Origin of the sequence: Arenimonas sp., from assembly GCF_036275555.1 — a bacterium.
GTDB lineage: Bacteria > Pseudomonadota > Gammaproteobacteria > Xanthomonadales > Xanthomonadaceae > Arenimonas.
This window is the reverse complement of the sequence record NZ_DASUDO010000015.1, coordinates 1-26,003: the sequence shown is the minus strand read 5'-3', so window position 1 is coordinate 26,003 and position 26,003 is coordinate 1. Positions and strand designations below refer to the sequence as shown.

18 protein-coding genes are annotated in these 26,003 nt (G+C 70.7%); 13 read left to right on the top strand and 5 right to left on the bottom strand.

All coding sequences use genetic code 11. From position 1 onward, the window contains the following. Positions 1-4: 4 nt before the first annotated feature. Together VFV21_RS04700 and VFV21_RS04695 are read right to left on the bottom strand one after the other, a co-directional pair. Positions 5-1,384, bottom strand: a complete 1,380-nt coding sequence (locus VFV21_RS04700) for a sigma-54 dependent transcriptional regulator (RefSeq protein ID WP_329668328.1) — start codon at positions 1,382-1,384, stop codon at positions 5-7. A 51-nt stretch (positions 1,385-1,435) separates the two neighbouring features. Beyond that, positions 1,436-3,073, bottom strand: coding sequence for a HAMP domain-containing sensor histidine kinase (locus tag VFV21_RS04695; RefSeq protein ID WP_329668327.1), 1,638 nt, complete (start codon positions 3,071-3,073; stop codon positions 1,436-1,438). Between the two features lie 144 nt (positions 3,074-3,217). Here VFV21_RS04695 and sucC point away from each other — a divergent pair, with 144 nt between their 5' ends. The 4 genes from sucC (at position 3,218) to VFV21_RS04675 (ending at position 8,962) form a co-directional block, all read left to right on the top strand. Then, on the top strand, positions 3,218-4,378 hold the full coding sequence (gene sucC / locus VFV21_RS04690; protein WP_329668326.1) for an ADP-forming succinate--CoA ligase subunit beta: 1,161 nt from the start codon (positions 3,218-3,220) through the stop codon (positions 4,376-4,378). A gap of 12 nt (positions 4,379-4,390) precedes the next feature. Beyond that, positions 4,391-5,266 (top strand): succinate--CoA ligase subunit alpha, encoded by an 876-nt coding sequence (gene sucD / locus VFV21_RS04685; RefSeq protein ID WP_034210840.1) that lies wholly within the window; start codon positions 4,391-4,393, stop codon positions 5,264-5,266. A gap of 90 nt (positions 5,267-5,356) precedes the next feature. Continuing rightward, positions 5,357-7,327, top strand: coding sequence for an acyltransferase family protein (locus VFV21_RS04680; protein ID WP_329668325.1), 1,971 nt, complete (start codon positions 5,357-5,359; stop codon positions 7,325-7,327). Positions 7,328-7,330: 3 nt separating this feature from the next. Next, entirely contained in the window at positions 7,331-8,962 is a 1,632-nt protein-coding gene (locus VFV21_RS04675; protein ID WP_329668324.1) for an NAD+ synthase, read from the top strand. Positions 8,963-9,016: 54 nt separating this feature from the next. Here VFV21_RS04675 and VFV21_RS04670 read toward each other — a convergent pair whose 3' ends face one another. After that, the gene (locus VFV21_RS04670; protein WP_329668323.1) at positions 9,017-9,835 is read right to left on the bottom strand and encodes an outer membrane protein assembly factor BamD; all 819 of its coding nucleotides are present in this window, start codon (positions 9,833-9,835) and stop codon (positions 9,017-9,019) included. A gap of 131 nt (positions 9,836-9,966) precedes the next feature. Between VFV21_RS04670 and rluD the strand changes: the two genes are divergently transcribed. The 4 genes from rluD (at position 9,967) to clpB (ending at position 15,455) form a co-directional block, all read left to right on the top strand. Continuing rightward, positions 9,967-10,977 (top strand): 23S rRNA pseudouridine(1911/1915/1917) synthase RluD, encoded by a 1,011-nt coding sequence (gene rluD / locus VFV21_RS04665; protein ID WP_329668322.1) that lies wholly within the window; start codon positions 9,967-9,969, stop codon positions 10,975-10,977. Next, positions 10,974-11,729 carry a peptidoglycan editing factor PgeF gene (gene pgeF / locus VFV21_RS04660; protein WP_329668321.1) on the top strand — a complete coding sequence of 252 codons (756 nt, stop codon included), beginning with the start codon at positions 10,974-10,976 and terminating at the stop codon, positions 11,727-11,729. The genes rluD and pgeF overlap by 4 nt, the downstream gene beginning before the upstream one ends. A gap of 86 nt (positions 11,730-11,815) precedes the next feature. After that, entirely contained in the window at positions 11,816-12,772 is a 957-nt protein-coding gene (locus VFV21_RS04655; protein WP_329668320.1) for a tetratricopeptide repeat protein, read from the top strand. Positions 12,773-12,872: 100 nt separating this feature from the next. Then, positions 12,873-15,455, top strand: coding sequence for an ATP-dependent chaperone ClpB (clpB, locus tag VFV21_RS04650; RefSeq protein ID WP_329668319.1), 2,583 nt, complete (start codon positions 12,873-12,875; stop codon positions 15,453-15,455). 72 nt (positions 15,456-15,527) lie between these two features. On the opposite strand, the gene VFV21_RS04645 is transcribed toward clpB, so the two are convergent. Next, entirely contained in the window at positions 15,528-17,915 is a 2,388-nt protein-coding gene (locus tag VFV21_RS04645; protein ID WP_329668318.1) for a TonB-dependent receptor, read from the bottom strand. Positions 17,916-18,046: 131 nt separating this feature from the next. Between VFV21_RS04645 and VFV21_RS04640 the strand changes: the two genes are divergently transcribed. Then, a complete protein-coding gene (locus tag VFV21_RS04640; protein ID WP_329668317.1) occupies positions 18,047-19,573 on the top strand; it encodes an FAD-binding domain-containing protein in 1,527 nt (508 codons plus the stop codon). An 84-nt stretch (positions 19,574-19,657) separates the two neighbouring features. Here the strand turns inward: VFV21_RS04640 and ybaL are convergent, their stop codons facing one another. Next, positions 19,658-21,352 carry a YbaL family putative K(+) efflux transporter gene (gene ybaL, locus VFV21_RS04635; protein ID WP_329668316.1) on the bottom strand — a complete coding sequence of 565 codons (1,695 nt, stop codon included), beginning with the start codon at positions 21,350-21,352 and terminating at the stop codon, positions 19,658-19,660. A gap of 86 nt (positions 21,353-21,438) precedes the next feature. Here ybaL and VFV21_RS04630 point away from each other — a divergent pair, with 86 nt between their 5' ends. From VFV21_RS04630 to aspS, 4 genes are all read left to right on the top strand, one after another. After that, positions 21,439-23,325 (top strand): ABC-F family ATP-binding cassette domain-containing protein, encoded by a 1,887-nt coding sequence (locus VFV21_RS04630; protein ID WP_329668315.1) that lies wholly within the window; start codon positions 21,439-21,441, stop codon positions 23,323-23,325. Positions 23,326-23,485: 160 nt separating this feature from the next. After that, entirely contained in the window at positions 23,486-23,779 is a 294-nt protein-coding gene (locus VFV21_RS04625) for a zinc ribbon domain-containing protein (RefSeq protein WP_329668314.1), read from the top strand. A 183-nt stretch (positions 23,780-23,962) separates the two neighbouring features. Continuing rightward, positions 23,963-24,520 (top strand): hypothetical protein, encoded by a 558-nt coding sequence (locus VFV21_RS04620; RefSeq protein WP_329668398.1) that lies wholly within the window; start codon positions 23,963-23,965, stop codon positions 24,518-24,520. A gap of 109 nt (positions 24,521-24,629) precedes the next feature. After that, on the top strand, positions 24,630-26,003 hold a 1,374-nt coding region (aspS, locus tag VFV21_RS04615; RefSeq protein WP_329668313.1), incomplete at its 3' end, for an aspartate--tRNA ligase.

The window sequence follows — 26,003 nt, the reverse complement described above, 5'->3', positions numbered from 1 at the left end:
CGCCTTACTCCATCCCCAGCTTCTTGAGCTTGTAACGCAGCGCCCGGAAGGTAATGCCGAGCGCCGCCGCAGTCTTGGTCTTGTTGTAGCGGTTCGCCTCCAGCGCCTTCTGGATGGTCTCGCGCTCCATCTGCTCGATGGCGTCCGGCAGCGGCGTGCCGTCGGGTCCGAAGGCGGTGGGCGAGGGCGGGGCGATCGTGCGCAGCGGGGCGTCGGCCTCCTGGCCGATCAGGCTGTCCACCTGCGGCAGGTAGAGGTCGGCGACCTCGATGCGGTGGCCTTCGCACAGCGCCACGGCACGCTCGAGCACGTTCTCCAGTTCGCGCACGTTGCCCGGGAAGGGGTAGGCGGCCAGCGCCGCCTCGGCTTCCTCCGACAGTGCGGGCAGGGCGTCGGCCTGCTCGCCGGCGAGGCGCTTGAGGATCGCGGCCGAGATCACCGGGATGTCCTCGCGGCGCTGGCGCAGCGGCGGCACGGCGAGTTCGATCACGTTGATGCGGTAGTAGAGGTCCTGGCGGAACTTGCCTTCCTCCACCAGCTTCGCCAGGTTCTTGTGCGTGGCCGAGAGGATGCGCACGTCCACCGGCAGCTCGGCCGGCGCGCCCACGGGGCGGACGCACTTTTCCTGGATGACGCGCAGCAGCTTCACCTGCATGTGCAGGGGCAGCTCGGCCACTTCGTCCAGGAACAGGGTGCCGCCGTTCGCGGTCTGGAACAGGCCTTCCTTGTCGGCGTGGGCACCGGTGAAGCTGCCCTTCTTGTGTCCGAACAGTTCGCTTTCCATCAGCTCGGACGGGATCGCGCCGCAGTTCACCGGCACGAAGTTGCCGCCGGCGCGCGAGCCCTGTTCGTGGATCAGCCGCGCCACCAGCTCCTTGCCCACGCCCGACTCGCCGCTGATGTAGACCGGCGCCTGGCTGCGGGCCACGCGCCCGATGGTCTGGCGCAGCTGCTGCATGCGCGGCGAGTCGCCGATCAGGCGGTTGCTGGCGGGCGTGGTGCTGCGGCGCTGTTCGTTGAGGTCGAGGGCGTGCTGCACCAGCCGGCGCAGCACCGAGAGGTCCACCGGCTTGGTGACGAAATCAAACGCGCCGGCCTTGAGCGCCTGCACCGCGGCCTCGACGTTGCCAAAGGCGGTGATCATGGCCACCGGCGTGTCGGGGTAACGCTGGGCGATGTGCTCGATCAGGTCCTGGCCCGAGCCGTCGGGCAGGCGCATGTCGGTCAGGCACAGGTCGTAGCTGCCCTGGGCGAGCTGGGCGCGCGCGCTCGACAAATCGGCCGCCGTGTCCACCCGCAGGCCCATCCGGCCCAGGGTCAGGACCAGCAGCTCCCGGATGTCGCGTTCATCATCGACCACGAGGGCGCTGCGGGGGGTCGTCATCACTTACCGGTCGGGGCGGGAACCCCTACACATTAGCTGAAGGCGTGGGTCTCAAGCCAGATTGAGCCGACCCGTCGGGCTGTCGTCCTGCATCAGGGTCATGCCCGGCGGCAGGATGATGCGGAAGCAGCTGCCGCCGCCCGGCACCGGCTGGTAGCTCAGGGTGCACTGGTTGGCCTCGCAGAGCTGCTTGGCGATGTAGAGGCCCAGGCCGGTGCCGTGCTCGCTGGTCGTGTAGAACGGGGTGAAGATCTGCTCGGCGACCGCCGCCGGGATGCCCGGGCCCCGGTCGAGCACGTTCAACTCCGGCGGTGCTCCGGGCGGCGCGCTGGGCACCGACACGGTCACCTTGGCCGGCTCGCCCGGCATGCGGCCGTAGGTCAGCGCGTTCTGCACCAGGATCGTCAGCACCTGGTGCAGGTGGCGGGGATCGGCCATGGCCAGCGTGCTGCGGTGGCTGATCGCCTGCAGGATGTCGGTCTCCAGCGGGTGGCTGGCCCGGTACTCGTCCACGAAGCGCCGGGCGAACTGGCTGATGTCCACTGTCTCGGGCTGCGAGCGCTCGCGCCGGGCCAGGCCCAGGATGTCCTGGACGATGCCGTTCATGCGCTGGCACTGGGTGTGGATGATTTCCAGCAGCCGGCGGTCGGCTTCGGGCAGCACCGCGGTTTCCTCCAGCAGCTGCACCGAATAATTGATGGCGGCCAGCGGGTTGCGGATCTCGTGGGCGATGCTGGCGGACAGCCGGCCCAGGGTGGCCAGGGTCAGCTCCTCGGCGCGGTCGGAGTAGATGCGGCTGTCGTCGAGGAAGATCAGGAACAGGTTGTCGGTCAGGCTCAGCGACACGAAGCGGGGCAGCACCTCGGGGGCACCCTCGGCCAGGGTCATGGCCCGCGGGATGTCGCCCCGGCCCTGGCGCCACAGCAGCAGGGCGCGGTGCAGGTCCATGGCGATGTCGGCCAGCTGCTGGCGGTCGGGCGAAGGTTTGCCGAGCAGGCCCCAGGCCGCCTCGTTGCAAACCTTGACCCGGTGCTCGCCGTCCACGACCAGGATGCCGGTGCGCATGCGCCGGATGACCAGCTCGTTGATCTCGGCCTGGTTGGCCAGCTCCTCGCCGCGCTTCTCGGCCAGGGCCTGGGACTCGGAGACCTGGCGGCTGAGCAGCTCGCACAGCACCGCCGTGGCCAGGTAGGTCACGCTGAACATCACCGACTCGGCCAGCGGGCGGGCGTTGAGCGGGTCGAAGGTGCGGTTGAGCAGGCTGTCGGCCAGCACCAGCAGCGCGGCCGCGGTGGCGAAGCCGAGGCCCGCGCGCTGGGGCAGGATCAGGGCGCCCGCGCCGACATTGAACAGCAGCAGCAGGGCGATCCCGCCCTGGCTGCCGCTGGTGGTGGCCAGCACGCCGCCCGCCACCAGCAGGTCCAGGCCCAGGCCCAGCGCGGCCTGCCGCCGCGGCGGCATCTGGCTGCGGAAGCTGGCGTAGACCATGCCGAGCGCCGCCGCGAGGTACACCATCACCAGCACCTGAAGGACGACTGGCTGCCGGATCTCCAGCATCAGCTCGCCCAGCGGGCTGAAGGCCACCAGGGCCAGCAGCGCCACCTCCAGCAACCGGTAGAGCGTGAAGAAATACAGCTCGCGCCGCTGCGGCGAGGCGGCGTGGGCGTTGCGGTGGTTGGGGGGCGCCATGGCCCGATTATGCCTGCGAACCCGCGCTGCCAGGCCCGCGGGGCAGGCCCCGGGGCCGACGGGCCGGGCCTTTTGCCTTTGCCGGAGGGGTCGGCGACAATACCGCCCCTCGCTCGCGAGCCCTCCCCAAGCACAGGTAGCCGCATGAACTTCCACGAATACCAGGCCAAGCAACTGTTCGCCGACTACGGCATCGCCGTCCCGGCCGGTCGCGTCGCCCGTACCCCTGAAGAGGCCGTGGATGCGGCCAAGGCCATCGGCGGCGACTTCTGGGTGGTCAAGGCCCAGATCCATGCCGGCGGCCGCGGCAAGGCCGGCGGCGTCAAGCTGGCCAAGACCCTGGACCAGGTCCGCGAGTACGCCAAGGGCATGCTCGGCACCAAGATGGCCACCTACCAGACCGCGGGCATCGCCCTGCCGGTCGACACGGTGCTGGTGACCCAGGCCACCGACATCGCCAAGGAACTCTACCTCTCGGTGCTGGTCGACCGCGGCACGCGCTCGATCACCTTCATCGCGTCGGCCGAAGGCGGCATGGAGATCGAACAGGTCGCCGCCGAGAACCCGGACGCGATCAAGACCCTCAACGTTAACTTCGTGCAGGGCCTGCAGCCCTACCAGTGCCGCGAGATGGGCTTCGCCCTTGGCCTGAACGCCAAGCAGGTGGGCCAGCTCAGCAAGATCATGCTGGGCCTGTACAAGCTGTTCAACGAGAAGGACCTGGCGCTGGTCGAACTCAACCCGCTGGCCATCCTCACCAACGGCGACCTGGCGGTGCTCGACGGCAAGATCAACTCCGACGACAACGCCACCTTCCGCCACCCGGAGCTGGCCGCGATGCGCGACATCCGCCAGGAAGACGAGACCGAGGTGCTGGCCAGCCAGCACGACCTCAACTACGTCACCATGGACGGCAACATCGGCTGCATGGTCAACGGCGCCGGCCTGGCCATGGCCACGATGGACGTGATCTCGCTCAACGGCGGCTCGCCGGCCAACTTCCTCGACGTCGGCGGCGGCGCCACCAAGGAGCGTGTCACCGAGGCCTTCAAGCTCATCCTGTCCTCGGACAAGGTCAAGGCCATCTTCGTCAACATCTTCGGCGGCATCGTCCGCTGCGACATGATCGCCGAGGGCATCATCGCCGCGGTGAAGGAAGTGGACGTCAAGGTGCCGGTGATCGTGCGCCTCGAGGGCACCAACGTCGAGAAGGGCAAGGAGATCCTCAAGAACTCCGGCCTGGCCATCCAGGCCGCCAACGACATCAACGACGGCGCCAAGCTCGCCGTCGCCGCTGCAGCCTGAGGACAGAATTCCATGAGCGTTTTGGTCAACAAGAACACCAAGGTCATCGTCCAGGGCTTCACCGGCCAGCAGGGCACCTTCCATGCCGAGCAGATGCTCGATTACGGCACCAAGGTCGTCGGCGGCGTCACCCCGGGCAAGGGCGGCACCACCCACATCGGCCTGCCGGTGTTCAACACCGTGCGTGAAGCGGTCGAGGAAACCGGCGCCGACGCGTCCGTGATCTACGTGCCGCCGCCGTTCGCGGCCGACGCGATCCTGGAAGCGGCCGACGCCGGCATCCGGGTCATCGTCTGCATCACCGAGGGCATCCCGGTGCTGGACATGCTGCGCGTCAAGAACACCCTGATGGGCTACGACGACGTCGTGCTGATCGGCCCGAACTGCCCCGGCGTGATCACCCCGGGCGAGTGCAAGATCGGCATCATGCCGGGCCACATCCACATGCCGGGCAAGATCGGCATCGTCTCGCGCTCGGGCACCCTGACCTATGAAGCCGTGAAGCAGACCACCGACGCCGGCCTCGGCCAGTCGACCTGCATCGGCATCGGCGGCGACCCGATCAACGGCACCAACTTCATCGACGCGCTCAAGCTCTTCCAGGAAGACCCGCAGACCGAGGGCATCATCATGGTCGGCGAGATCGGCGGCAGCGCCGAGGAAGAAGCGGCCGAGTTCATCGCCGAGTACGTCACCAAGCCGGTGGTCGGCTTCATCGCCGGCGCCTCGGCCCCGGCCGGCAAGCGCATGGGCCACGCCGGCGCGATCGCCTCCGGCGGCCAGGGCACCGCGGCGGGCAAGTTCGCCGCGCTCGAGAAGGCCGGCGTCACCACGGTCAAGTCGCCCGGCGACCTGGGCAAGGCCATCGCGGCCCGCCTGAAGAAGTAAACTCGCGCCATCGACCGACCCGAAGGGCCGCCGCGTGCGGCCCTTCGTCGTTCCGGGCCCACCACGGATCGCACGGATGAACTGCTAGCGATGAGCCCACTGGCCTACCGTCGCGAGATCGACGGCCTGCGTGCGATCGCCATCGTCGCGGTGGTGGTCTACCACCTTGACGCCGCGATCCTGCCGGGCGGCTTCGCGGGCGTGGACGTCTTCTTCGTGCTGTCGGGCTACCTGATCACCTTGCTGCTGGCGAGGGAATGGCAGGCCAAGGGTCGCATCGACCTGCCGGACTTCTATGCCCGTCGCGTGCGCCGGCTGCTGCCTGCGCTGCTGCTGGTGGTGGCGGCCGTGCTGCTGCTGTCGGTTTGGCGGCTGGGACCGCTGGGGGCGCCCTTCCGCCCGCTGACCGAGTCGGCGCTGGCCTCCGTGTTGTTCGTGGCCAACGAGTATTTCCTGGCCACGGCGGGCGATTACTTCGCCGGCCCGACCGACCAACTGCCCTTGCTGCACCTGTGGTCGCTGGCGGTGGAGGAGCAGTTCTACCTCGTGTTCCCGCTGTTGCTTGGCCTGCTCCTCGCGCGCGGCTTGCGCGCTGCGAGGGCGTGGTTGCTGGTGCTGTCGCTGGCGTCGCTGCTGCTCGCCGAGCATTGGCTGCAGTTCGCGCCGCAGCAGGCTTTCTTCCGCATGCCCTCGCGCTTCTGGGAGTTGGCTGCCGGTGCGCTGGTGGCGCTGTCGCCGGCCGTGGCGCGGCCGTCGCCGCGCGGCGTGGCCTGGCTCGCGACGGCGGGATTGACGCTGGTGCTGGTGGCGTTGGCGGCGGGGGCGTGGCAGGACCACTTCCCGGGGCTCGGCGCGCTTCTGCCCGTGCTGGGCACGGCCATGGTGCTGCGCGCCGTTCACGTCTCCCCGGACCTGGGCTGGGTGGGGCGCGGCTTGTCGACGGCGCCGATGGTTTGGCTGGGGCTGTGGTCCTATTCGCTTTACCTGTGGCATTGGCCGCTGCTGGCGCTGGATCGCGCCACCTCGCCGGGGCCGTCATCACTGGCCTGGCGGGCTGGGCTTTGCCTGCTGGCCCTGGGACTGGCGGCCCTGACCCATCGCTACGTGGAGCAGCCGATCCGGCGCGGCTGGCGCGCGCCGCCGCGCCGCGTGCTGCTGGCGGGCGGCGCGTTCGGCACCGCGGTGCTGGTGCTGGCGCTGGGCCTCGGGCGGCTGGACCTGGTGCCCCCCGAACGCCGGGCGATGGTGGAGCGCACGCGCGCCGATCGCCCCCAGGACATGGCCACTTGCCACTACCACGCCACCGCCATCGTAGTCGGGCCAACGCCGCCGGCGTGCCCGACCGTCGACGGCGCCCGGCTCGTGGTGTGGGGCGATTCGCATGCTTTCGCCTTGCGGCCGTTCGCCGAAGTCTTCGCGCGCGCGCGCGGCACCCGGGTCCGGCCGATGACGATGGATTCCTGCCCGCCGCTGGCCGGACCGATTCCACCGCACCCGCGCGATCCGCTGCGCAAGCCGCGCTGCGAGGCACGCAACCGGCTCGCGCTGGAAGCCATCACGGCACCGGGGGCCTACGACACGGTGGTGCTGGGTGGCCTGTTCAGCAGCCATCTGTCCGGACCCTGGGACCTGGCCTGGCTGTCGTCCGAACTCGACCGGACGGTTTCGCGCCTGGCCGACGTGCGCGAAGTGGTGCTGGTGGCGTCGGTGCCGGCGCTCCGGCAGCCGGCGCCGGTTTGCATCGCCGCCGGGCGCGTCGCGGATTGCGCGCTGCCGCGCGACGCCTTCGAGGCCCGCGCCGAACCGCTTCGGCGAATCCTGCGCGCACTATCGGCTCGCCACCCCAACCTGCGCGTGGTGGATCCGACGGCTTTCTTTTGCGGCGATGTCGAATGCCCGGCGACCCGGGACGGCTATGCGCTGTTCTGGGACGACGACCACGTGTCCTCGACCGCGGCGCGCGCCTTGGGCGAGGACTTCCTCGCGCATCCGTCGCGCTACACTCTGGCCCCCGCCCCGACCCATCCGCCTGACCCGCCTGGCCCCGGAGCCACGGAGTAGAGAATGCCCCGCACCCTACGCATCGCGCTCGCCCAGTTCGATTTCCCCGTGGGCGCCGTGGCCTCGAACACGCAGCGGATCAAGGCGATGCTGGCGGAGGCGCGCGACGTGCACGGCGCCGACCTGGTGCTTTTCCCGGAGCTGGCGCTGTCGGGCTACCCGCCCGAGGACCTGCTGATGCGGCCCGCTTTCCTGGCCGCCTGCGAGCGTGCGATCCACGAAGTCGCGGCCAGCTGCCGCGGCATCACCGCGGTGGTGGGCTGGCCGCAGGCCGCCGGTTCGGTGGTCTACAACGCGGCCAGCGTGATGCGCGACGGCCGCATCGACCTGACCTACCGCAAACGCGAGCTGCCCAACTACGCCGTGTTCGACGAGCGCCGCTACTTCGCGGTGGATCCGGACGGCGAGGCCTGCTGCTTCGAGGTCCAGGGCGTGAAGGTCGGGCTGGTGGTCTGCGAGGACCTCTGGTTCGCCGAGCCCATGGCCGAGACGGCGGCGCTGGGCGCCGAGCTGGTGCTGGTGCCGAATGCCTCGCCCTTCGAGAGCGACAAGACCGCGCAGCGCGACGCGCTGCTGGCCCAGCGCGTGCAGGAGTCCGGCGCGGCGCTGGCCTACCTCAACCTGGTCGGTGGCCAGGACGAACTGGTGTTCGACGGCGCCTCGGTGCTGGCGGACGGCGACGGCGGGGTGCACCCGGCCGCGCGCGCCTTCGAGGACCACTGGCTGGTGGCCGACTTCGACGCCGATGCGCGCCGCTTCACCCGCCTGCGCTGGCCGGAAGAGGACGACGAGACCCGTGAGTCGCTGGCCTACCGCGCCATCGTGCGCGGCATCCGCGACTACTGCGGCAAGAACGGCTTCGACCGCGTCTGGCTCGGCTTGTCCGGCGGCATCGACTCCGGGCTGGTGCTGGCGCTGGCGGTGGATGCGCTCGGCGCCCGCAACGTCGCCGCCGTGCGGTTGCCTTCGCGCTACACCTCCGACCTGAGCAACGACCTGGCCGAGGAGCAGGCGCGCCTGCTGGGCGTGCGGCTGGAAACCGTGGCCATCGAGGCGCCGTTCACCGGCTTCCTCGAGGCGCTGTCGCCGCTGTTCAACGGGCTCGAGCCGGGCATCGCGGAGGAGAACCTGCAGTCGCGCTGCCGCGGCGCGCTGATGATGGCGCTGTCGAACAAGTTCGGCGGCCTGCTGCTCACCACCGGCAACAAGAGCGAATATGCGGTCGGCTACGCCACCATCTACGGCGACATGTGCGGCGGCTTCGGCCCGATCAAGGACCTGTACAAGACCGAGGTGCAGGCCCTGTGCCGCTGGCGCAACGCGCGCTCGCCGGCGATCCCGGGGCAGGTCATCACGCGCCCGCCCTCGGCCGAGCTGCGCGAGAACCAGACCGACCAGGACTCGCTGCCGCCCTACGAGATGCTCGACGCCATCCTGTTCCGCCACGTCGACCAGGAGATGTCGCTGGGCGAGATCGTCGGCGAGGGCTACGACCGCGACACCGTCGAGCGCGTGCTGCGGCTGGTGCGCATCAGCGAGTGGAAGCGGCGCCAGTCCGCGCCGGGCCCGAAGCTGTCCAAGCGCGCCTTCGGCCGCGAACGCCGCTACCCCATCACTTCGGGCTGGCGCGACTGAAACGAAAACGCCGCCCGGTGGGCGGCGTCGCGTCGGGCCGGCGGGCGTGCCCGGTCAGTCGAAGGGGTTGATGCGGCTGATGATGCCGGTGCCCTGCGGCCACTTGTCGCCCTGCGACAGGTAGGCGTGGTCCGGGTGGTTGGCTTCCAGCACCTTGCGGGCGTCGGCGGCCAGGTCGTCCTGGCCGAGGGCGGCGTAGGACGCGGCCATCAGGGCCAGGGCGTCGCCGTCGTGCTCGCTCTGCGGATAGGTCTGCAGCAGGTACTTGCCGCGGTTGGCGGCGGCCACGTAGGCGCCGCGGCGCAGGTAGTACTGGCCGACGCCGGCCTCGTGGCGGGCCAACAGGTTGCGCAGGTACACCATGCGCTGCCGGGCGTCCGGGGCGTAGCGGCTGTTGGGGTAGCGGCGCACCACGTCGGCGAAGTCGTTCAGGCTCTGGGTCGGCGCGCCGAGGTCGCGGGTGGCCAGGTCCTGGCGGGTCAGGCGCAGCAGCGCGCTCGAGCTGCGGTCGAAGTTGATCAGCGCCTTGAGGTAATAGGCGTAATCGATGTGCGGGTGGGTCGGGTAGGTGCGGATGAAGCGGTTGATCGTGGAGGTGGCCTCCTCGGTCATCGCCAGCTTGTACTGCACGTAGGCCAGCTCCAGCTGGGCCTGCTCGCTGTACTCGCCGAACGGGAAGCGCGCGACCAGGCGCTGGTAGTAGCGGCCGGCGCGGGCGTAGTTGCGGTTCTCCAGCGCCTCCTTGCCGGTGGCGTACATTTCCTCGACCGGCAGGATCTCGGTTTCGTCGCGCTTGTCGCCGAACCAGCCGCCGATGGTCGAGCACCCCGCCAGGCCGGTGGCCAGCATCAGGATCAGGAGGAAACGCGTCATTCCGTGCAGTCGGGTCATCAGGTTCGGCAGGTCAGGGCGCTGGAGGCAGCGAGTTCAGGGATAATACCGGAAAGCCCGCTGTCGCCTCCATGAATGCGGCCCCGGGCCCGCCCCGGCCCCACGAGACCCCCATGTCCCAGCCCAATCCGCCAGAAAACGACGACAACGAGCGTGAACTGCTCGAGTCCAGCATCCCCCAGGCCTCGGCGGGACGGCGTTTCGACCAGGTCCTGGCCGAGCTGTTCCCCGACTTCTCCCGCTCCCGGCTCACCGAGTGGATCAAGGCCGGGGATGCCCTGCTCGACGGCCGCCTGGTCAAGCCCAAGGAGGCCGTGCGCGGCGGCGAGCCGGTCACGCTGTCGGTACGGATCGAGGTGGAGACCGGCGAGGCCCTGCCCGAGGACATCCCGCTGGACATCCTCCACCAGGACGACGACGTCCTGGTGGTCAACAAGCCGGCCGGCCTGGTCGTGCACCCCGGCGCCGGCAACCCGCGCGGCACGCTGGTGAACGCGCTGCTGCATTTCGACCCGCGCCTGGCCGGCCTGCCGCGCGCGGGCATCGTCCACCGCCTCGACAAGGACACCTCGGGCCTGATGGTGGTCGCCCGCAACCTGCGCGCGCACACCTCGCTGGTGGAGCAACTCTCCGGCCGCGAGGTGCACCGCCAGTACCTCGCGGTGGTGCAGGGCACGATGGTCGCCGGCACCACCATCAACGCGCCCATCGGCCGCCATCCCACCGACCGGGTGCGCATGGCCGTGGCCAAGGAAGGCGCGCCCGGCCGCGACGCCATCACCCATTACCGGGTCCGCGAGAAGTTCCGCGCCCACACCCTGGTCGAGTGCCGCCTCGAGACGGGCCGCACCCACCAGATCCGCGTGCACATGGCCTACGTCCGCCATCCGATCGTCGGCGACCCGCTGTACGGCGGGTCGTTCCGGCTGCCCAAGGCGGCCACCGAGGACCTGGTCGCGCGGCTGCAGGGCTTCAAGCGCCAGGCGCTGCACGCGGAGAAGCTCAGCTTCAAGCACCCGGCCAGCGGCGAGTTGGTGACGGTGGAGTCGCCGATGCCCGAGGACATGCAGGGCCTCGTGCTCGACCTGCGCAACGACACCGCGGCCGCCAAGAAGGCGGGATGAGCGCCACCGGCGCCTGGACCGAGGCCAACTGGCCGGCGCCGCCCGGCGTCCGTGGCGGCACCAGCCTGCGCGGGGGCGACGGCCTGTCGCCGCCGCCGTTCGATCGCCTCAACCTCGGGCTGCGCTGCGGCGACGACCCCGCGCTGGCCCGCGCCAACCGCGACCGCCTGGCCGGCTGGCTGGGCCTGCCCTCGGCGCCGCACTGGCTGGACCAGGTGCACGGCACCACCGTGGTCCGCGTCGATGTGCCGCCCGCGGGCGGGCCCGAGCCGGTGGCTGATGCCGCCGTCACCTCCGCGCCCGGCGTGGTGCTGGCGATCCTGACCGCCGATTGCCTGCCGGTGCTGTTCGCGGCCCGCGACGGCCGCGAGATCGGCGCCGCCCACGCCGGCTGGCGCGGCCTGGCCGCCGGGGTGCTCGAGGCCACCGTGCGCGCGATGCACGCACCGGCGGGCGAGATCATCGCGTGGCTGGGGCCGGCGGCCGGACCCCGGGCCTACGAGATCGGCGCGGAGGTGCGCGAGGCCTTCTTGGCCCACGATCCGACGGCGGCCGAAGCCTTCACCGACACGCGCCCGGGCCACTGGCGCGTGGACCTTTACGCGTTGGCGCGCCAGCGGCTGGCGGCCGTCGGCGTGCGGGACGTCCATGGCGGCGGCGAGTGCACCATCAGCGATGCGGCGCGCTATTTCTCGCATCGCCGGGACGGGCGCAGCGGGCGGCTGGCGACCCTGGCCTGGCGCCAAGGCTGAACCGATGGCGATTTCCTGCCTTCTGGCAGGCTGACGCCGCGCGGCGCCCGTGTCATGGTCGCGCCTCCCCGGCCCGAGACCTCCGCATGCGAGCATCCCTCCTTGCCCTGACCCTGCTGCTGGCGCTGCCCTTCGCGGCCAGCGCCGCCACCGTCGCCGAAGCCACGGCCTGGCTGGTGGCCAAGGATGCGCGCGCCGCGCCCGCCATCACCGCCCTGCTCAAGGCCCAGCCGCGCAGTGCCGACGTGCACGTGCTGCACGCGCGCCTGCTGCTGCAGCAGCGCGAGCCGGAGGACGCGATCGAGGCGGCCGAGCGCGCGGTGGCGCTGGGCCCGGTCAACGCCCAGGCGCACTACTGGCTGGGCAACGCGCTGGGCCAGCGCATCGGCCAGGTGAACATGCTGCGGCAGGCCTCGATGGCGCCGAAGCTGCGCGAAGCCTTCGAGCGCGCGCTCGAACTGGACCCGGCGATCCACGAGGCGCGCCTAAACCTGATCGAGTTCTACCTGCAGGCGCCATCCTTCGCCGGCGGCAGCGTCGACAAGGCGCGGGCCCACGCCGCCGAGCTGGTGCGCCGGGATCCGCCGCGGGGCCACTACGCGGCGGGCCGCCTGGCGCAGCACGCCGAGGACCTGCCCGCGGCCGCCAAGGCCTACGGCGCCGCCTACCGTGCCCGGCCCGACAACACCAATTTCCGCATGGCCGCCGGCACCGCCTGGCAGGCCGCGCAGCAGTGGGACGAGGCCTTCGCGCTCTACCAGGCCTGGACCAAGGAAGACCCCGCGGCCGCCGGCGCCCAGTACCAGCTGGGCCGCACCGCGGCGCTGTCCGGCCGGTTCCTGCCCGAGGGCGAGGCCGCGCTGCGCCGCTACCTCGCGCTGCCGCTGGCGCCGGGCCAGCCGCCGCACCACCACGCATGGTACCGGCTGGGGCAGGTGCAGGCCCACGCGGGCAAGAAGGACGCCGCGCGCGTTTCCTTCCAGAACGCGCTCAAGGGCGAGCCCGGCAACGACGACTTCGAGGCCGCGCTGTCCGCGCTCTGAACCGGCGGCCGGGGCTTCGCTTGAAAGGCCCGCGCCGGGGCGCCATTTGCTGGGCATACGGGCGGCAACCCGCCGCCCCGGATTCCCAAGGGGTTCCCCGATGCGCATGGACAAACTCACCTCGCGTTTCCAGCAGGCGTTGAGCGACGCGCAGTCGCTGGCCGTGGGCCGCGACCACAACTTGATCGAACCGCTGCACCTGATGGTTGCCCTGCTCGACCAGCAGGGCGGCAGCACGCGCCCGATGCTGGCCCAGGCCGGCGTCAACGCCGCCGCGCTGCGCCAGCGGCTGGGCGAAGCGCTGGACAAGCTGCCCAAGGTCAGCGGCCAGGCCGGCGAGGTGTCGCTGGGCAACGACCTGGCGCGGCTGCTGAACGTCTGCGACAAGCTGGCGCAGCAGCGCGGCGATGGCTTCATCGCCAGCGAGCTGTTCGTGCTGGCGGCGCTGGAGGACAAGGGCGCGCTGGGCCAGGCGCTCAAGGCCAGCGGCGCGCAGAAGGCTTCGCTGGAGCAGGCCATCGAGGCCCTGCGCGGCGGCGAGAAGGTGCAGGACGCCAACGCCGAGGAAAACCGCCAGGCGCTGGAGAAGTACTGCATCGACCTCACCGCCCGCGCCGAGGCCGGCAAGCTCGACCCGGTGATCGGCCGCGACGAGGAGATCCGCCGCACCATCCAGGTGCTGCAGCGGCGCACCAAGAACAACCCGGTGCTGATCGGCGAGCCCGGCGTCGGCAAGACCGCGATCGTCGAAGGCCTGGCCCAGCGCATCATCCACGGTGAAGTGCCCGAGGGCCTGCGCAACCGCCGCGTGCTGTCGCTGGACATGGGCGCGCTGATCGCCGGCGCCAAGTTCCGCGGCGAGTTCGAGGAGCGGCTCAAGGGCGTGCTCAGCGACCTGTCCAAGCAGGAGGGGCAGGTGATCCTTTTCATCGACGAGCTGCACACCATGGTCGGCGCGGGCAAGGCCGAGGGCTCGATGGACGCCGGCAACATGCTCAAGCCGGCGCTGGCCCGCGGCGAGCTGCACTGCATCGGCGCCACCACGCTGGACGAGTACCGCAAGTACGTGGAGAAGGACGCCGCGCTCGAGCGCCGCTTCCAGAAGGTGTTCGTGGGCGAGCCCAGCGTCGAGGACACCATCGCCATCCTGCGCGGCCTGAAGGAGCGCTACGCCGTGCACCACGGCGTCGAGATCACCGATCCGGCGATCGTCGCCGCGGCCACGCTGTCGCATCGCTACATCGCCGACCGCCAGCTGCCCGACAAGGCCATCGACCTGATGGACGAGGCCGCCTCGCGCATCCGCATGGAGATCGACTCCAAGCCCGAGGAAATGGACCGCAAGGAGCGCCGCCTGATCCAGCTCAAGATCCAGCGCGAGGCGCTGAAGAAGGAGAAGGACAAGGAGTCGCAGCAGCGCCTGGCCGACCTGGAAGCCGAGATCGCCACGCTCGAGCGCGAGTTCAACGACCTCGAGGAAATCTGGAAGGCCGAGAAAGCCACGCTCACCGGCGCCACCCGGGTCAAGGAGCAGCTGGAGCAGGCGCGCCTGGCGCTGGACGCCGCGCACCGCCAGCAGGACTTCGCCAAGGCCAGCGAGCTGCAGTACGGCCGCATCCCCGAGCTCGAGAAGCAGCTCGAATCGGCCCAGGCGGTCGAGACCAAGGGCTTCCAGCTGCTGCAGGACAAGGTCACCGCCGAGGAAATCGCCGAGGTGGTGTCGCGCTGGACCGGCATCCCGGTCAGCAAGATGCTCGAGGGCGAGCGTGAGAAGCTGCTCAAGATGGAGGACGCGCTGCACCACCGCGTGGTCGGCCAGCACGAGGCGGTGAAGGCGGTGTCCGACGCGATCCGCCGCTCGCGCGCGGGCCTGTCCGATCCGAACCGGCCCAACGGCTCGTTCCTGTTCCTCGGCCCCACCGGCGTGGGCAAGACCGAGCTGTGCAAGGCGCTGGCCGGCTTCCTGTTCGACACCGAGGACGCGATGGTGCGCATCGACATGAGCGAGTTCATGGAGAAGCACTCCGTGGCCCGCCTGATCGGCGCGCCCCCGGGCTACGTGGGCTACGAGGAGGGCGGCTACCTCACCGAGGCGGTGCGGCGCCGGCCCTACAGCGTGCTGCTGCTCGACGAGGTCGAGAAGGCGCATCCTGACGTGTTCAACATCCTGCTGCAGGTGCTCGACGACGGCCGCCTCACCGACGGCCAGGGCCGCACCGTGGATTTCCGCAACACCGTGATCGTGATGACCTCCAACCTCGGCAGCCAGCACATCCAGGAGCTGAGCGGCGAGGGCGACGCGGCCTACATCCAGATGAAGGCGGCGGTGATGGGCGTGGTGCAGTCGCACTTCCGCCCGGAGTTCATCAACCGGCTCGACGAGATCGTGGTCTTCCACCCGCTGGGCCGCGAGCAGATCCAGTCCATCGCCCGCATCCAGACGGCGTACCTGTCCAAGCGCCTGGCCGAACGCCAGATCAAGCTGGAAATCGACGACGCCGCGCTGGCCCTGCTGGGCAACGTCGGCTTCGACCCGGTGTACGGCGCCCGGCCGCTCAAGCGCGCCATCCAGCAGCAGCTGGAAAACCCGCTGGCCCAGAAGATCCTGGCCGGCGAATTCGGCCAGGGCGACACGGTGAAGGTCACCGCCGAAGGCGGCACCCTGGCCTTCCTCCGCGCCTGACGGAAAAAGGGGTCAGAGTGATTATTTGCTTGAAGCAAATAATCACTCTGACCCCTTTTTCGCGGCGGGCTTTTACCAGGTGTAGCTGGCGTTGGCGTACAGGTAGGCGCCGTTGAAGCCGAACGGCGAGCTGCCGCTGTAGGGCAGCTGCCCGGAGGTGGAGTTGGCGAACAGCACTTCGTCCGGGTAGCTGTCGAGCACGTTGTCCGCGCCCAGAGTGAAGCGCCAGCGCTCATGCGTATAGCTGGCCGACAGGTCCAGCGTCCACTCCGCGCCGTAGGTCTGGTCGCGCGAGGTGTCGGCCGGGTTGTTGCCGAACAGAACGGTGAACTCGCCGTAGCGCGTCGCCGTGGCCGCGAACTCGAAGGCCCCGGTCTTCCACACGCCGCCCGCCACCAGCTTGTCGCGCGGGGCGCCCACTTCGAAGCGGGCCAGCTCGACGCGGCCGAAGCGCAGCGCGGTCGGGTCGATCGCGGTGAGCGCGGCCGGGTTGGCCGCCACGCGGTCGATGTCGGTCTTGTTGTAGTTGTAGCCCAGCGTCAGGTCGAGCGTGCTGTCCTGCAGCTGCCAGGCGTAGGTGCCCACGATGTCCACGCCGCGCGTGGTGGTGTCGATGGCGTTGGTGAAGTAGCGGCCGCCGCCCAGGCCCGGGAAGCCGTTGGCGTTGAGGTAGTTGCGCACCGCGGTGCTGGTGAGGTTCTCCGACAGCGTGATGCGGTCGTCGACCTCGATCTGGTAGGCGTCGATCGTCACGTACAGGCCTTCGGCCGGCTGCAGCACGAGGCCGATGCTGGCGTTGGTGGATTCCTCGGCGCGCAGCGGCTCGGCGCCGAGGGCGATCGCGGCCGGGTTGTTGACCCGCAGCGTGGCGATGTCGAACGGCACGCCACCGATGAAGTTGGTGGCGGTGGACTGGAAGTACTGCTGCTGCAGCGACGGCGCCCGGAAGCCGGTGGAAACCGTGGCGCGCACCGCGACCGCGCGGTTGAATTCGTAGCGCGAGGACAGCTTCCAGTTCGAGGTGGTTCCGAAATCCGTGTAATCCTCGTAGCGCGCGGCCACGCCTAGCGACAGGCGCTCGGTGACCTCGCCCTCCACGCCGGCGTACACCGAGACGTTGCGGCGGTCGAAGCTGCCGCCGTCGCTGGGACGGAAGCCGGGGAAGACCTGCGCGCCCGGGATGTTCGCGAACGTGCCCAGCGCGTACGACAGGGGCTCGCCCGGGCTCTGCGTGAAGCTGTCCTGGCGCCACTCGGCGCCGTACGACAGCGTCACCGGGTAGGCCAGGCCCCAGTCGAGCTGGTTGCTGAAGTCGAGGTTGAACACGTCCTGCTCGACCTCCAGCGCGCCGGCGTAGAACTCGGTGGGCGAGGTCGGGCCGAGGCTGCGGTTGAGCGTGTTGAGGATGTCGAAGGTCAGTTCGTTGGTGCCGTAGGTGTAGCTCACGTCCACCGAGGTGCCGTTGGCCAGCGTGCCGCGCACGCCGAAGCCCAGGTGGGTGTCGGTGGAGACGTTGTTGATCTGCGGCAGGAAGCCGTTCGGATAGATGGCCGGGATGTTGCGGGCGTCGCCGGCCGGGCGGAAGAACCCGTTCGAGAGGGCGTCGCGCTCGGTGTAAATGCCGGTGCCGTAGAACGAGAAGACTTCGCCGAGCGCGACCTCGCCGTTGAAGGTGAGCGAGCCGTAGTCGACTTCCGGGTCGCCCTGGCGCTGCACCACCACGCCCAGCGGCGGGGTGGTCGGGCCGGGCGTGCCGATGAAGGGGCGGGCGCGGTCGGTCTGGTTCTGCTGGCCGACCTGGGCCGAGAGATGCAGGAAGCCGTCGGCGCCCAGCGCGAAGCCGGCGTCGGCGCCGACCTGGGCGATCTCGCCGTCGCCGGCGCTGTACTGGCCGTAGCGCGCGTTGACGCTGCCGCCCGAATCGCTGCCCTTGAGCACGATGTTGATGACGCCGGCGATGGCGTCCGAGCCGTACTGCGCCGAGGCGCCGTCGCGCAGCACTTCCACGCGCGAGATGGCGGAGATCGGGATGGTGTTGAGGTCGACCGGCGACGAACTGCGGCCTTGCGAGCCGTTGACGTTCACGAGGGACCCGGGGTGGTAGCGCTTGCCGTTCACCAGCACCAGCACGTGGTCGGGCGAGAGGCCGCGCAGCTGGGCCGGACGCACGGTGTCGGTGCCGTCGTTGATGGCCGGGCGCGGGAAGTTCAGCGAGGGCAGGGCGCGCGACAGCGCGGTGGCCAGTTCGGGCGTGCCGGTGGCGGTGAGGGCTTCGGGCGTGAGGATGTCGATCGGCGCCGTGGACTCGGCCACGGTGCGGTCGGCGACGCGGGTGCCGGTGACGATGACCGCGTCGAGCAGGGCGGTTTCGTCGGGGGTTTCCTCCGGCGCGGTCTGGGCGAAAACGGGGCTGGCGGCGAGGGCCGCCAGCAGCGCGAGGGTCAGCGGGTTGCGGCGCATCGGGTCTCTCCTGCGGGGCTGGGGACGGCCTTTGATACCACGATGCCGGCCGCCGGGCACCCAAGCTTCCGGCATGTCCTCATGCCATCCCTGCCACAAGGGGTTCACGGCCCTCCGGGCAGGCTGTCGCCATGCCCGTCCAACTCGTCTGGTTCAAGCGCGACCTGCGCACGCAGGACCATGCGCCCCTGTGCGCCGCGGCGGCGCGCGGGCCGGTGCTGCCGCTGTACGTGGCGGAGCCGGGCTACTGGGCGCTGCCCGACGCCAGCGGGCGGCAATGGGCGGCCACGGCCGAGGCGCTGCAAGAACTGCGTGATGACCTCGCCCGCCTCGGCCAGCCGCTGGTCGTGCGCACCGGCGACGTGGTGGACGTGCTGGACCAGCTGCACCGTCGTCACGGCCTGGCCGGCCTGTGGTCGCACGAGGAAACCGGCAACGACTGGACCTTCGCCCGCGACCGCCGGGTCGCGGCCTGGGCGCGTGCGAACGGGATCGCGTGGAATGAAGCCCCGAATGGCGGCGTGCAGCGCCGGCTCCGCAGCCGCAACGGCTGGGCGGCGGAGTGGGAGCGCCGCATGGCGCCGGCACCGCTGGCCGAGCCGACGATCGCGCCGGTCCCGGATGTCGCGCCGGGCGACATCCCTTCGGCGGATGCCCTCGGCCTCGCGCCGGATCCCTGTCCGGGTCGCCAGCGCGGCGGCCGCCGGCGCGGCGAGCGGGCGCTGCACACCTTCCTTTCGGGCCGCGGCACGGGCTACATGCGCGGCATGAGCAGCCCGCTCAGCGCCGAGACCCGCTGTTCGCGGTTTTCGCTGGCGCTGGCCACCGGCGCGCTGTCGCTGCGCGAAGTGGTGCACGCGGTCCGCGGCGCCCGCAGCGAGGGCAGCCCGGTCCCCGCGCGCGACCTGGCCTCGCTCGAGAAGCGCCTGCACTGGCACTGCCACTTCATCCAAAAGCTCGAGAGCGAGCCGGAGATCGAGTTCCGCAATGTCCACCGGGGCTTCGACGGATTGCGCGAGGACGACTTCCACCGCGAATGGTTCGGCGCCTGGCAGCGCGCGGAAACCGGCTGGCCCTTCGTGGATGCCTGCCTGCGTTCGCTGCAGCAGACCGGCTGGATCAACTTCCGGGCGCGGGCGATGCTGGTCTCGATCAGCAGCTACCACCTCTGGCTGCACTGGCCGGAGCCGGCGCGCCAGCTCGCGCGCTGGTTCACCGACTACGAGCCCGGCATCCACTACCCGCAGGTGCAGATGCAGGCCGGCGTCACCGGCATCAACATCCCGCGCATGTACAACCCGGTGAAGCAGTCGCAGGACCAAGACCCGGACGGCGCCTTCATCCGCCGCTGGCTGCCCGAGCTCGAGGCCGTGCCGGACGCCTGGATCCATACGCCCTGGCAGATGGGCGCGGCGCAGCAGCGCGCCGCCGGACTGCGGCTGGGCGAAACCTATCCGCTGCCCGTGCGCGACCACGAACAGGCCGCCCGCGAGGCGCGCGCGAAGCTCACCGCCTGGAAGCGCGCCTACGTCGCGCGCGAGGAAAGCCAGCGCGTGTTCGAGAAACACGGCAGCCGCAAGCGCCAGCCGGCGCGCGGGCGGGCGAAGCAGGCGGTGTCCGTTGCGCCGCTGCCGTCGGAGCAGGGCGACCTGTTCTAGCCACGACCTTGTGGGAGGGACTTCAGTCCCGATGCTTCTGGGCGCCAGGCATCGGGACTGAAGTCCCTACCACAGGATTTGGCGTCAGGCGCGCTGGTGGCGGAAGGGCGGGGCGGAGAGGGCCATCTCGGCCATGCTGTGGGCGAGCTCCTTTTCGGCCAGCACGGCGCCGTCGGCGCCGTGCCGGAGCAGGTGCTTGACCTCGGCATCGCTGTGCGCGCGGGCCAGGATGGTCAGGCCGGGATTCAGCGCGCGCAGGCGGGCCACCACTTCGCCGGCCTCCAGGGCCTGCGGGATCGCCAGCACCACCAGCAGGGCGGCGGCTGGCGAGGCTTCGTCCAGCACGCGATGGGTCGCGGCGTTGCCGCGGATGGCCGGGAAGCCGGCGTCGCGCGCCTTCTGCACCAGGTCGGCATCGTCATCGATCACCACCAGCGGCACGTCGCGATCGCGCAGCAGCTTGGCGATCTCGCTGCCGACGCGGCCGTAGCCGATCAGGATGGCGTGGCCTTCGGTCGGCAGCGCCGGGCCCGGGTTCCCGGCCGACGCCGGCTCGGCGGGAACGCCACGCTCCGCGTCCGCGGCGGCCCGTCGCGCCTCGAGCTTGTCCAGCGCCGCGAAGATCAGCGGGTTGGCGATGATCGACAGCAGCGCGCCCGCGAGCACCAGGTCGCGGCCCATCTCCGGCAGGATCGCCAGCGACACGCCCAGCCCGGCCAGGATGAAGGAGAACTCGCCGATCTGCGCCAGGCTGGCCGAGATCGTCAGCGCGGTGCCGTTGGGATGGCCGAAGGCGCGCACGATCAGGTAGGCCGCCAGCGACTTGCCCACCGTGATGATCAGGAAGGTGCCAAGCACCGGCAGCGGCTGCGACACCAGGATCATCGGATCGAACAGCATGCCCACCGACACGAAGAACAGCACCGCGAACGCGTCGCGCAGCGGCAGCGAATCCGAGGCCGCCTTGTGGCTCAGGTCGCCGTTGAGCAACATGCCGGCGAAGAACGCGCCCAGCGCGAACGACACCCCGAACAGCTTGGCCGAACCGAAGGCCACGCCCAGCGCGATCGCCAGCACGCTCAGCGTGAACAGCTCGCGCGAGCCGAAGCCCGCCACCCGCTCCAGCAACCACGGGATCGCGCGCTTCCCCACCAGCAGCATCAGCGCCACGAAGGCGCCGACCTTGAGCAGGGTCCAGCCCAACGACGCCATCACCGGGCCCAGCGCGAGCGTGCCGTCCTTCGCGCCTTCGCCCATCGATTCGGCCAGCGCCGGCAGCAGCACCAGCGCCACCACCATCACCAGGTCCTCGACGATCAGCCAGCCCACCGCGATGCGGCCGCGCCGGGTTTCCAGCAGGCGCCGGTCTTCCATCGCGCGAAGCAGCACCACCGTGCTGGCCACCGACAGCGCCAGCCCGAACACGATGCCCTGCAGCGTCGGCCAGCCCAGGAACCAGGCCAGGCCCCAGCCCAGCACCGTGGCCACGCTGATCTGGACGATGGCGCCGGGGATGGCGATCGCCTTCACCTCCATCAGGTCCTCGACCGAGAAGTGCAGGCCGACGCCGAACATCAGCAGGATCACGCCGATCTCGGACAGCTCCATCGCCAGCGCGGGATCGGCCACGAAGCCCGGCGTGAACGGCCCCACCAGGATGCCCGCCACCAGGTAGCCCACGATCGGCGACAGGCGCAGCCGGTGCGCCAGGCTTCCCAGGACGAACGCCAGCACCAGGCCGACGGCGAGCAGGGCGATCAGGGGGGTGTCATGGGGCATCGGCGGTCCTCGGGCGTGGGGGCGTCCGGGGCAGGGGGGCGCCGGACCGCCTGTTAGACTACCCGACCCTTGCTCCAGCCCACGTCATGATCGCCTTCCGCAATTTCGCCCTCCGCCGGGGCGAACGCCTCCTGCTCTCCCAAGTGGACCTCAGCCTGCACGCCGGCTGGCGCATCGGCGTCATCGGCCGCAACGGCTGCGGCAAGTCCAGCCTGTTCGCGGCGATCATGGGCGAGGTCGAGGCCGACCAGGGCGACATCGACCTGCCCGGCAAGGTGCGCATCGCCAGCGTGGCGCAGGAAACCCCGTCGCTGCCCGACGCCGCCATCGACTTCGTGCTCTCGGGCGACACCGAGGTGCACGCCATCCTGCAGGCCGAGGCCGCCGCGATGGCCGCCGAGGACTGGGACGCCGTGGCCAACGCGCACCAGCGCCTCGCCGAGATCAACGGCTACGACGCCACCGCGCGCGCCGGCAAGCTGCTGCACGGCCTGGGCTTCCCGGCCGACACCCACGCGCGCGCGGTGTCCTCGTTCTCCGGCGGCTGGCGCGTGCGCCTGAACCTCGCGCGGGCGCTGATGATGCCCTCCGACCTGCTGCTGCTCGACGAGCCCACCAACCACCTCGACCTGGACGCGGTGCTGTGGCTCGAGGCCTGGCTGCTCAAGTACCCGGGCACCCTGCTGATGATCTCGCACGACCGCGAGTTCCTCGACGGCGTCAGCACGCACACGCTGCACCTGCACGAAGGCCGCGCCAAGCTCTACGCCGGCGACTACACCAGCTTCGAGCGCCAGCGCGCCGAGCACCTGCGCCAGCAGCAGATCGCGCACGACAAGGAACAGGCGGAGCGCGCCCACCTGCAGAGCTTCATCGACCGCTTCAAGGCCAAGGCCAGCAAGGCCCGCCAGGCCCAGAGCCGCATGAAGCGCCTGGCCAAGCTGGCCGGCACCGAGGCCGTGCGCGCCGAGCGTTCGTTCCGCATCGTCTTCGCCGAGCCGGCGCGCCTGCCGCACTCGCTGATCCGCCTCAACCACGTCGACGCCGGCTACGCCGCTCCCACGGGCGCCACGAAAATCCTGGCCGACGTCGGCTTCGGGCTGGAGGCGGGCGATCGCGTCGGCCTGCTGGGCCCGAACGGCGCCGGCAAATCCACGCTGGTGAAGACCCTGGTCGGCGAGCTGCGCCCGCTGGCCGGCGAGCGCGTGGCGCATCCCGACCTGCGCATCGGCTACTTCGCCCAGCACACCGTCGAGAGCCTGCACGAAGGGCAGAGCCCGCTCTGGCACCTCAAGGAGCTGGCGCCCAACGCCGGCGAACAGGTGCTGCGCAATTACCTGGGCCGCTGGAACTTCGTCGGCGACCGCGCCTTCGAGAACATCGACGGCTTCTCGGGCGGCGAGCGCGCGCGCCTGGCGCTGGCCCTGATCGCCTACCTCGAGCCGAACGTGCTGCTGCTCGACGAACCCACCAACCACCTCGACCTCGACATGCGCGAGGCCCTGGCCGAGGCGCTGAGCGATTTCCCCGGCGCCATCGTGCTGGTCTCGCACGACCGCCACCTGATCGGCCTGGTCTGCGAGAGCTTCTGGCGCGTCGCCGACGGCAAGGTCGAGGAGTTCAATGGCGACCTCGACGAGTACGCCGCCTGGCTGCGCAGCCGCAACAACGAGCCGCGCGCCGCCAAGCCTTCGTCCGTGCCTGTGGCCAAGCCGGCGCCCGCGCCCAAGCCGGCGCGCAGCAAGCACGAGATCGAGGTCGCCGGCCGCCGCCTGCGCCAGGTCGAGGCCCGCGTCGCCGAACTCGAGGCCGCGCTGGCCGAGGTCGAGGGCCAGCTGGCCGATCCGGCGATCTACGGCAACGACGGCGGCGTCGAGGTCGCGCAGCTGGCCCAGCGCCAGGAAAAGCTGGCCCGCGAGAAGGAAACCCTCGAGGCCGAGTGGCTCCAGCTCCTCGAAGCGACCGACGCCTGAGGCCCGCACCCCTGTGGGAGGGACTTCAGTCCCGATGCCTTTCACCCAACAGCATCGGGACTGAAGTCCCTCCCACAGGGGGCGGGGCTTGAATGACCGGGGCCAAACCCCACTAATCCACCCACCCACCCGGCCACCGGCCGCACGAGCTCCCGCGACCATGCCCATCTATGCCTTCGAGTGCGCCCACTGCGGACACGCCTTCGACCGCCTCCAGAAGCTCTCCGACCCCGACCCGACCGACTGCCCCGAGTGCGGCCAGCCCCAGGTCCGGCGCCAGCTGACCGCGCCGAGCTTCCGCCTGGCCGGTTCGGGCTGGTACGAGACCGATTTCAAGAAGGACGGCGACAAGAAGCGCAACCTCGCCGAGGGTGGCGCCAAGTCCGAGTCCGCGGCCAAGCCCGAGCCCGCCGCCAAGCCGGCCGAATCGAAGCCGACGCCCGCGGCCGACTGATTGCCGCCCGCGCCCGCGGCGGGGTAGGGTCGGGGCATGAAAACCCCGACCTACGCCGCGAGCCTGCTCGCCACCGCCGTCCTGCTGGCCGCCTGCGCCGGCTCCGAGACCACCCGTGCCGACGCCGCCCGCCCCGATGCCGGCGCGCAGTTCGGCCTGCCCGAGCCGCTGCCGCCGCCCGGAATGGGTGATCCGGCGGTGCAGGTGGCGCCGGTCGACGCCTTCCTGGCGCGCCTCGCCACCCACTGTGGCCAGGCTTTCGAGGGAAGGGTACGGGTGGACACCCCGGCGCAGCCCGACAATGCCTTCGCCGGCAAGAAGCTGGTGATGCACGTACGTGGCTGCGACGCCGACGAACTGCGCATTCCCTTCCATGTCGGCGAAGACCGCTCGCGCACCTGGGTGCTGACCCGCACCGCCACCGGCCTGCGCCTCAAGCACGACCACCGCCACGAGGACGGCAGTTCCGACGCCGTCACGATGTACGGCGGCGACACCGCCACGCCCGGCAGCGCGCGCCGCCAGGCCTTCCCGGTGGATGCGGAGTCGATCGCCACCTTCCGCCGCGAGGGACTGATGGCCTCGCTGGAGAACACCTGGGCGATGGAAATCGAGCCCGGCCAGGTCTTCGTCTACGAGCTCTCGCGCCCGAACGGCCGCCTGTTCCAGGTCGAGTTCGACCTCAGCCGGCCCGTGCCGGCCCCGCCGGCACCCTGGGGCAGCGAGCTGGCGCCGGAGTAAGCGGCCCGCCGCCGGACGCCCCGGCGTTTGCCGGGGCAGGCCCGCCGGCCCTAAAATCCCGGGTCCTCCGCCGCCCGTCCGGGCCCGGCGAATTCCCTTCGGAGCAAGCATGCGCAGCCATTTCTGCGGCCTCGTGGACGAGTCCATGATCGGCCAGACCGTCACCCTCTGCGGCTGGGCCGACGTCGCCCGTGACATGGGCGGGCTGTGCTTCATCGACCTGCGCGACCACGAGGGCATCGTCCAGATCGTGGCCGAGCCCTCCGCCGACGCCGGCAACGCCGCGGTGGTCGCCGCCGCCGCGAAGGTGGGCTACGAGGACTGCCTGCGCATCACCGGCGTCGTGCGCGCCCGCCATTCGGTGAACGAGAAGATCCGCACCGGCAAGGTCGAAGTGCTGGCCACGCAGATCGAGCTGCTCAACAAGGCCGAGCCGCTGCCCTTCCACGCCCACGAGAACGCGGGCGAGGACGTGCGCCTGAAGTACCGCTACCTCGACCTGCGCCGCCCCGAGATGCAGAAGATGATGCGCACCCGCATCCGGCTGGTGCAGGCGCTGCGCCGCTGGCTGGACGCGCGCGGCTTCCAGGACATCGAGACGCCGATCCTGACGAAGGCCACGCCGGAAGGCGCGCGCGACTTCCTGGTGCCGGCGCGCATGCACCCGGGCGAGTTCTACGCGCTGCCGCAGTCGCCGCAGCTGTTCAAGCAGATCCTGATGGTGGCCGGCTTCGACCGCTACTACCAGATCGCGCGCTGCTTCCGCGACGAGGCGTTGCGCGCCGACCGCCAGCTCGAGTTCACCCAGCTCGACATGGAGTTCGCGTGGGTGCGCGAGCGCGACGTGCAGGATGCCGTCGAAGGCATGATCCGCGAGGTGTTCAAGGAAGTGATCGGGGTCGAGCTCGACGCTGCCTTCCCGCGCATGACCTGGGCCGAGGCCATGCGCCGCTACGGCTCCGACAAGCCCGACCTGCGCAACCCGCTGGAGCTGGTGGACGTGGCGGAGCTCGTGAAGTCCTGCGAGTTCAAGGCCTTCACCGACGCCGCGAACGATCCCGACGGCCGCGTCGCCGCGCTGCGCATCCCCGGCGGCGCCGCGCTCAGCCGCAAGCAGATCGACGAGTACGCCGCGCACGCCGCCAAGTACGGCGCCAAGGGGCTGGCGTACGTGAAGCTCGACGAGGCCGGCGCGGTCAATTCGCCGATCGCGAAGTTCTTCGCCGAGGACGCGTTCAAGGCCCTGCTCGAGGCGATCGGCCTGCGCAACGGCGACATCGCGTTCTTCGGCGCCGGCGCCTACAAGACCGCCAGCGACTTCATGGGCGCGCTGCGGCTCAAGGCCGGCAAGGACTTCGGCCTGGTCGAGGACCGCTGGGCGCCGCTGTGGGTGACCGACTTCCCGCTGTTCGAGTGGGACGACGAAGGCGGCCGCTACGTGGCGCTGCACCACCCGTTCACGGCGCCGGCGGTCGATTCGATC

What these genes read in the sequence shown, in the direction of transcription:
- VFV21_RS04625 (WP_329668314.1), top strand. Translation starts at nt 23,486, where the DNA reads ATGCCCATCTATGCCTTCGAGTGCGCCCACTGCGGACACGCCTTCGAC.
- VFV21_RS04645 (WP_329668318.1), bottom strand. Translation starts at nt 17,915, where the DNA reads ATGCGCCGCAACCCGCTGACCCTCGCGCTGCTGGCGGCCCTCGCCGCC.
- VFV21_RS04700 (WP_329668328.1), bottom strand. Translation starts at nt 1,384, where the DNA reads ATGACGACCCCCCGCAGCGCCCTCGTGGTCGATGATGAACGCGACATC.
- VFV21_RS04680 (WP_329668325.1), top strand. Translation starts at nt 5,357, where the DNA reads ATGAGCCCACTGGCCTACCGTCGCGAGATCGACGGCCTGCGTGCGATC.
- clpB (WP_329668319.1), top strand. Translation starts at nt 12,873, where the DNA reads ATGCGCATGGACAAACTCACCTCGCGTTTCCAGCAGGCGTTGAGCGAC.
- VFV21_RS04640 (WP_329668317.1), top strand. Translation starts at nt 18,047, where the DNA reads ATGCCCGTCCAACTCGTCTGGTTCAAGCGCGACCTGCGCACGCAGGAC.
- VFV21_RS04675 (WP_329668324.1), top strand. Translation starts at nt 7,331, where the DNA reads ATGCCCCGCACCCTACGCATCGCGCTCGCCCAGTTCGATTTCCCCGTG.
- VFV21_RS04620 (WP_329668398.1), top strand. Translation starts at nt 23,963, where the DNA reads ATGGGTGATCCGGCGGTGCAGGTGGCGCCGGTCGACGCCTTCCTGGCG.
- pgeF (WP_329668321.1), top strand. Translation starts at nt 10,974, where the DNA reads ATGAGCGCCACCGGCGCCTGGACCGAGGCCAACTGGCCGGCGCCGCCC.
- sucD (WP_034210840.1), top strand. Translation starts at nt 4,391, where the DNA reads ATGAGCGTTTTGGTCAACAAGAACACCAAGGTCATCGTCCAGGGCTTC.
- sucC (WP_329668326.1), top strand. Translation starts at nt 3,218, where the DNA reads ATGAACTTCCACGAATACCAGGCCAAGCAACTGTTCGCCGACTACGGC.
- VFV21_RS04670 (WP_329668323.1), bottom strand. Translation starts at nt 9,835, where the DNA reads ATGACGCGTTTCCTCCTGATCCTGATGCTGGCCACCGGCCTGGCGGGG.
- ybaL (WP_329668316.1), bottom strand. Translation starts at nt 21,352, where the DNA reads ATGCCCCATGACACCCCCCTGATCGCCCTGCTCGCCGTCGGCCTGGTG.
- VFV21_RS04695 (WP_329668327.1), bottom strand. Translation starts at nt 3,073, where the DNA reads ATGGCGCCCCCCAACCACCGCAACGCCCACGCCGCCTCGCCGCAGCGG.
- rluD (WP_329668322.1), top strand. Translation starts at nt 9,967, where the DNA reads ATGTCCCAGCCCAATCCGCCAGAAAACGACGACAACGAGCGTGAACTG.
- VFV21_RS04630 (WP_329668315.1), top strand. Translation starts at nt 21,439, where the DNA reads ATGATCGCCTTCCGCAATTTCGCCCTCCGCCGGGGCGAACGCCTCCTG.
- VFV21_RS04655 (WP_329668320.1), top strand. Translation starts at nt 11,816, where the DNA reads ATGCGAGCATCCCTCCTTGCCCTGACCCTGCTGCTGGCGCTGCCCTTC.